General features: G+C 64.4%; 7 protein-coding genes. 6 read left to right on the top strand and 1 reads right to left on the bottom strand.

Features of this window, described 5'->3' with window-relative positions; all coding sequences use genetic code 11:
- Nucleotides 1–89 precede the first annotated feature (89 nt).
- Nucleotides 90–1,094, bottom strand: coding sequence for an ABC transporter substrate-binding protein (locus V7E26_RS07755; protein WP_324414855.1), 1,005 nt, complete (start codon nt 1,092–1,094; stop codon nt 90–92).
- Between the two features lie 105 nt (nt 1,095–1,199).
- On the opposite strand from V7E26_RS07755, the gene V7E26_RS07750 reads away from it, so the two are divergent.
- The 6 genes from V7E26_RS07750 to V7E26_RS07725 all read left to right on the top strand — a co-directional run bounded on the left by V7E26_RS07750 (nt 1,200) and on the right by V7E26_RS07725 (nt 6,411).
- Nucleotides 1,200–1,847 (top strand): TetR/AcrR family transcriptional regulator, encoded by a 648-nt coding sequence (locus V7E26_RS07750; RefSeq protein ID WP_324414854.1) that lies wholly within the window; start codon nt 1,200–1,202, stop codon nt 1,845–1,847.
- Nucleotides 1,848–1,934: 87 nt separating this feature from the next.
- Nucleotides 1,935–2,705: an ABC transporter permease gene (locus V7E26_RS07745; protein ID WP_324414853.1), complete on the top strand. Its 771-nt coding sequence runs from the start codon at nt 1,935–1,937 to the stop codon at nt 2,703–2,705.
- A gap of 14 nt (nt 2,706–2,719) precedes the next feature.
- On the top strand, nt 2,720–3,757 hold the full coding sequence (locus V7E26_RS07740) for an NAD-dependent epimerase/dehydratase family protein (protein WP_324414852.1): 1,038 nt from the start codon (nt 2,720–2,722) through the stop codon (nt 3,755–3,757).
- Nucleotides 3,744–4,568: a GNAT family N-acetyltransferase gene (locus V7E26_RS07735; protein ID WP_324414851.1), complete on the top strand. Its 825-nt coding sequence runs from the start codon at nt 3,744–3,746 to the stop codon at nt 4,566–4,568. Before V7E26_RS07740 ends, V7E26_RS07735 begins: the two co-directional genes overlap by 14 nt.
- An 11-nt stretch (nt 4,569–4,579) precedes the next feature.
- Nucleotides 4,580–5,635: a dihydrodipicolinate synthase family protein gene (locus V7E26_RS07730; RefSeq protein WP_324414850.1), complete on the top strand. Its 1,056-nt coding sequence runs from the start codon at nt 4,580–4,582 to the stop codon at nt 5,633–5,635.
- Nucleotides 5,623–6,411 (top strand): ABC transporter ATP-binding protein, encoded by a 789-nt coding sequence (locus V7E26_RS07725; protein ID WP_324414849.1) that lies wholly within the window; start codon nt 5,623–5,625, stop codon nt 6,409–6,411. Before V7E26_RS07730 ends, V7E26_RS07725 begins: the two co-directional genes overlap by 13 nt.
- The last annotated feature ends 2 nt before the right edge of the window (nt 6,412–6,413 follow it).

Genomic DNA, 6,413 nt, shown 5'->3' with positions numbered 1-6,413 from the left:
ACCTCAGTCTGGCCTCAGACTTGGTCGCTATCCACTCCCCATGGAATCTTCGCTTACGCTCGCAATGACGGTGGCGGGAGCTAGCGCCCCTACTTCTTCACCTTGGTGGCGTCCATCTTGATCGACGGGTCGAGCATCCTGGTCGAGAACGCGGTATTCACGTCGAACGGCTTTTCCATGCCGAGATAGGTCTGAACCAGCTCGTAGTCCTTTTTCATGCGCTCGCCGTCGATCCAGCCCAGCCCCTTGGTCGTGGTGAATTCGTCCGTCATCAGGAACTTGATGCGCTCCCACTGGCGCTGCTGATTTTCCTTGTCGAGGCCCGAGGCCTGGTCGAGCAACGCCTTGAGACACGGCTCGACGTCGGCGACGCAGGCCGCATAGGCCTTCTGGCTGATCTTGACGAAATCCGCGACCAGCTTCGGGTTCTTCGCCAGATACGCCCCGTTGACGATCAGCGAGTTGCCGTACGGATTGAGGCCGATGTCCTTCCAGTTGACGTAGCCTAGATCCGGGCCGAACTCGATCACCTTGAGATCGTGCTCGTTGTAGAAGTCGCTGATGATATCGACGGTATGGGCCTTGAGCGCCGCGATCTTGGCGGTCGGCCCGACATTGACGAAACTCACGGAGTCAGGCGCGATGCCGGCGGCCTTGGCAAACGCCGGCCACATCACCCGCGAGGCATCGCCGGGCGGATTGCCGATCTTGTGGTTCGGAAAATCCTTCGGCCCGTTCACGCCGTAGCTCTTCAGCCAGTAGAAGGTCTGCCCGGTATTGGCGTAAATGCTCATCAGCGCAACGACGTCGGCGCCCTTGCTCTTGGCGACCAAAGCGGTCGCGAGATCGGCGATGCCGAACGGCGAGCCGCCGGAGCCGACTTTCAGCGCGGACACACCTGATCCCTTGCCGACTTCTATCGTCAGGTCGATGCCGGCCTTTTCGTACCAGCCTTGCGACTTCGCGTAATAGAACGGCGAATGATCGGCGGTCGGCGTCCAGTTCAGGATCAGGTTGATGGCCTCGCCGGCCGTGCAGGGAACAGCCGGCATGGCCAGCGCAAGTGCAAGTCCCGCAATCCGCAACCCCTTCATGGCAACTCTCCTTTTTGCAACCGATGCAACCGACCTTGTCGCCACACACGGGTGACGCTACCAATGCAACAAGGACAGGACGAGTTGTCAACTATCTGGTTGGAAATGCCCAAAAAACGATCTGATGATCAAAAGCCGCAGCGGCGCGACCCGGCCGCCACCCGCAGGAAGCTGTTGACGGCGGCGCGGCGGGAGTTCGCCGGCAGCGGCCTTGCGGGCGCCCGGGTCGACGAGATCGCGGCGCGCGCGGGCGTCAACAAGCAGCTCGTCTACCATTATTTCGGCGACAAGGACGCGCTCTATCTGGCGGTGCTGGAATGGGTCTATGAGGAGATCCGCGCCCAGGAGCGCAAGCTCAACCTCGAGGGACTGCCGCCCGAGCGGGCGATCAAGAAGCTGATCGAAAGCTCTTTCGACCACCTCGCGGCGCATCCCGATTTCATCGTGCTGCTGAATGACGAAAACCGCGGCGGCGCCCGCCATGTGCGCGGCTCGCGCAAGCTGGAAGCCATGCATTCGCCGCTGGTCAGTTTGGTCTCGGCCATTCTCTCCGAGGGCGTCAAGGCCGGGATATTCCGCAAGGGGATAAATCCGGTTCACCTCTATATCTCGATCGCCGGGCTCAGCTACTTCTACTTCTCGAATACGCCGACGCTCTCGGCGATCTTCGGCAAGGACCTGTCGAGTCAGGCCGCGAGACGGGCCCGCCGCAAGCACGTCGTCGATCTCGTGATGCATTCGCTGCGTCCGTAATCAACCGGATGGTTGATTGTTGGAGGGCCCCGCGATAGATTGCCGTCACGCGGCCGGGAACCCGGTCGCGCTTCAAGAGGAGCCACGGTGTTCAGCGCAGACGGCGGACCGGCACGATCCATCGCGATCATCCTGATCGTGCATTTCGTCGTGATCGTGCTCTGGCAGGTGCTGGTCGACGCGTTCCAGGTGCCGAAGTTCATCCTTCCCTCGCCGCTCGCGACCATCAAGACGCTGGGTTCGCCGAGCTATGCCTGGCTCTCCAACCTCGCGGTGACGGCCGCCGAAATTCTCGGCGGCTTCTGCCTCGGCGCATTGGTCGGCGTGGCGCTCGCCGTGCTGTTCACCTGGTCGCCGCTGGTCAGCCTGTTGCTGCTGCCGCTGTTCGTGACGCTGAACATGATTCCGAAAGTGGCGCTCGGGCCGCTGTTCATCGTCTGGTTCTCCTACGGCATCTTTCCGAACATCCTGATCGCGTTTTCGATCTGCTTCTTTCCGATCCTGCTGACCACGGCCCGCGGCTTGAGCGAGGTCGAGCCCGATCTGCTGGATCTCGTGAAATCGCTGCGCGGCTCGCGCTGGACGCTGTTCCGCAAGATCCAGCTGCCGGGTGCGTTGCCCTACGTGTTTTCGGGAATGAAGGTCGGCGCGATCCTGGCGGTCGCCGGCGCCATCGTCGGCGAGTTCATCGCCTCCGAGCGCGGGCTCGGCTATCTCATGATCCAGGTGCAGTCCTCGCTCGATACGCCGGCGATGGTGATGGCGGTGGTGCTGCTGACACTGCTCGGTGTGACGCTGTATGGCCTCGTGCTCGGGCTCGAACGGATGTTCGTCGTCCGCGATATCCGCCTGCAATAAGACAGGGAATGAACATGCTGTTGAGCCACGAAAACCTGCCGCAGGCGATTGCCGATATCGACGCCCTCGACGAACTGCTGTGCCGGCCGAGCCGGGCGCTGATCGACGATCTCCGCAAGACTGCCGGTGACATCATGATCCTGGGCGTCGCCGGCAAGATGGGGCCGACGCTGGCGGGCCTCGCCAAGGCGGCCGCGCCGGAGCGCCGCGTGATCGGCGTCGCCCGCTTCAGCGATCCCACGATAAAGGACTGGCTGCAGGCGCGCGGCGTCGAGACCATCAATTGCGACCTGCTCGACGAGGCCGCCATCAGGGCGCTGCCGAAGGCAGCGAACATCGTGTTCATGGCCGGCCGCAAGTTCGGCGCCGAGGGCGACCTGTCGCTGACCTGGGCGATGAACGCGCACGTCCCTGCCCTGGTCGCGCAGGCCTTTTCAGCTTCGCGCATCGTCGCGTTCTCGACCGGCTGCGTCTATCCGTTCGTGCCGGTGGACGGCAAGGGCTCGGACGAGGACATGCCGCCGAATCCGCCCGGCGAATACGCGCAATCCTGCGTCGGGCGCGAGCGCATGTTCGAGTACTTCTCGAGGAAGTATTCGACCCCCGGCCGGCTGTTCCGGCTCAATTACGCGATCGACATGCGTTACGGCGTGCTGCACGACATCGCAAGCAAGGTACTGCAGGGCAAGCCGATCGATGTCAGCCTCGGCCATGTCAATTTCATCTGGCAGGGCGACGCTGCCGCGCAGGCGCTGCGCTGCCTCGCGCATTGCGACACGCCGACTTCGCCGATCAATGTCAGCGGCCACGAGATCCTCGCGGTGCGCGATCTCGCAGCGAAGTTCGGCCAGCGTTTTGGCCGCGCGCCCGTCATCGTCGGCAAGGAAGAGCCGACGGCGTGGCTGACCGACACCTCGCAGGCGGTGAAGCTGTTCGGCCTGCCTGTTGTCGATACCGAGCAGCTCATCAGCTGGACCGCCGACTGGGTATCGCGATCGATGCCGAGCCTCGGCAAGCCCACCAAATACGAGGTGCGCGATGGCCGCTACTGAGCCGATCGACATCGTCGAGCTCGGCGTCGCCGACGCGAAGGCCGGGCTCGGGTTGTCCACCGAGGCTGGCTGGAACCAGAACGAGGCCGACTGGCGGTTTTTCCTTAAGTACGGAATCGTGTTCGGCGTGCACGACAGCGATCGGCTGGTGGCGACCGCGGCGCTACTGCCCTACTCCGCCGACAACGCCTGGATCAGCATGGTGCTGGTGACATCAGACTTCCGCCGCCGCGGCATTGCGACGAAGCTGGTCGATACCTGCCTCAGCGCGGCGGCTCAACGCGGCCTTACGACCTGGCTGGACGCGACGCCGGCCGGCGCCACCGTTTACGGCCCGCTCGGCTTCACGCCGACGCTGGAGTTGCGGCGGCTGCGGCTGCAGAAGCCGCTGGGCACCGCGACGGTGCAACCGCTACCGGTCGGCAGCCTCGACGCGCTGGCTACGCGCGACAGCGGCGCCATGGGATTCGACCGCAGCACATTGCTATCGGAATTTGCCGCCCGTCCCGGTTCTCGCATCGTATCGAACGAGCGAGCCATCGCCCTCGTGCGCGACGGGCGGACCGCGCGGCATATCGGTCCGCTGCTGGCCGATCGTGCCGATCGGGCATTGGGACTGGTGGAAGCCATTGTCGGCTCCGGAAGCGGCCCGTGGCTGATCGATGCCGTCCACTCCCGGAGCCAATTCCTGGACGGGCTCGTCCGCGCGGGGTGGAATATCGAACGGCCGTTCCAGCGCATGCGCTTCGGTCCCGCAACCGCCTCGTCAGTACAACCGCCGTTCGCCGTCGCCGGTCCGGAATTTGGATAGGAAGCGCCGTCATGCATCATAGCGAAATCAAGAGCGACATCCGCAAACTGATCGCCGATGGCACGGTTTTGCCGGCGCATCCGCTCGCCCTCGACGCCAGCCGCAAGCTCGACACCAGGCATCAGCGGGCGCTGACGCGCTATTATCTCGATGCCGGCGCCGGCGGGCTGGCTGTCGGCGTGCACACCACGCAGTTCGCGATCCGCGACGTCGGCCTGTACCGCCCGGTGCTGGAGCTGGCGGCGGAGACCGCTGGTGCATGGGCCAGGCGGCCGGTCGCGATGGTGGCGGGATTGGCCGGGCCGACCCGGCAGGCCACGGCCGAAGCACAGACCGCGCGCGGCATCGGCTATCACGCCGGCCTGCTCAGCCTCGCCGCGATGAAATCAGCCTCCGAGGACGAGATCATCGTCCATTGCGCGGCGGTGGCGCAGGAGATCCCGCTGGTCGGCTTTTACCTGCAGCCGGCCGTCGGCGGCGTTATCCTCAGCGCCGATTTCTGGCGCCGCTTCGCTTCGATCGACAACGTCATCGCGATCAAGATTGCGCCGTTCAACCGCTATCGAACCCTCGATGTACTGCGCGGCGTGGCGGCCGCCGGCGCGCTCGACCGTGTCGCGCTTTATACTGGCAACGACGATCACATCCTGCTCGATCTCACTTTGCCGTTCGACCTGCGCGACAAGGGCGTCACCACCCGCGCCTATTTCAAGGGCGGCCTGCTCGGGCACTGGTCGGTCTGGACCGCGAGCGCGATCAAGCAGTTCGAGATGTGCAAGGCGGCACGCGGCAAGGACACCCTCCCCGCTGATCTCTTGGCACTCGATGCCCGCGTCACCGACTGCAACAGCGCGTTCTTCGATGTCGCCAATAATTTTCACGGCTGCATCGCCGGGTGCCACGAGATCTTGCGGCGCCAGGGCCTGATGCAGGGCCTCTGGTGCCTCGATCCGGCCGAAGGGCTCAGCCCGGGCCAGATGCAACAGATCGACCGCGTCTGCCGCGAGCATGCCGACCTCTCCGACGACGCCTTCGTCAAGGCGAACTTCGAGAAATGGCTGGCATGAGCGCCGACGAACCCTTCATCAGCCTGCAAGGCGTCCGCAAAGTCTATCGCTCCAAGGGCACGGAATTCCTCGCAGTCTCCGACGTCACCATGGACGTCAGGGAGGGCGAGCTGGTTTCGCTGGTCGGCCCGTCCGGCTGCGGCAAGACCACCGTGCTGAAGATCCTCGCCGGGCTGCATGAAGCCGACGGCGGCACCATCAGGATCGGCAATGCGAAGACGCCGTTCGATCCCGCCCGCGATATCGGCATGGTGTTCCAGCAGGCCCTGCTGCTGAAATGGCGAACCATTCTCGACAACGTACTGCTGCCGGCCGAAATCGTCGGCCTGCCGATGAAGGCGGCACGAGCCAGAGCCCGCGACCTGCTCAACCTGGTCGGCCTTGCCGGTTACGAAGACAAATACCCGCAGCAACTCTCCGGCGGCATGCAGCAGCGCTCGGCGATCGCGCGCGCCTTCATCCACGATCCCAAGCTGATCCTGATGGACGAGCCGTTCGGTGCGCTCGACGCGCTGACGCGCGAGCAGATGAACCTCGAAATGCTCAGGATCTGGCGCGAGAGCGGCAAGACCATCCTGTTCGTGACGCACTCGATCCAGGAGGCGGTGTTTCTGGCGTCGCACTGCGCCGTGCTGACCGCGGGTCCGGCGCGGATGGCGGAATATTTCCCGATCGAGCTGCCGTTTCCGCGCGCGCTGCCAATCAAGACGACGGACGAATTCGGCGCCTATGCGCGGCGGATCTATGCGCTGCTTGGGTTGAGCCCGAGCACGTAGGA

It is taken from the genome of Bradyrhizobium sp. (assembly GCF_036735945.1).
Classification (GTDB): Bacteria; Pseudomonadota; Alphaproteobacteria; order Rhizobiales; family Xanthobacteraceae; genus Bradyrhizobium.
Note: the sequence above shows the minus strand (reverse complement) of the source record. Positions and strands in the feature narration are given on the sequence as shown.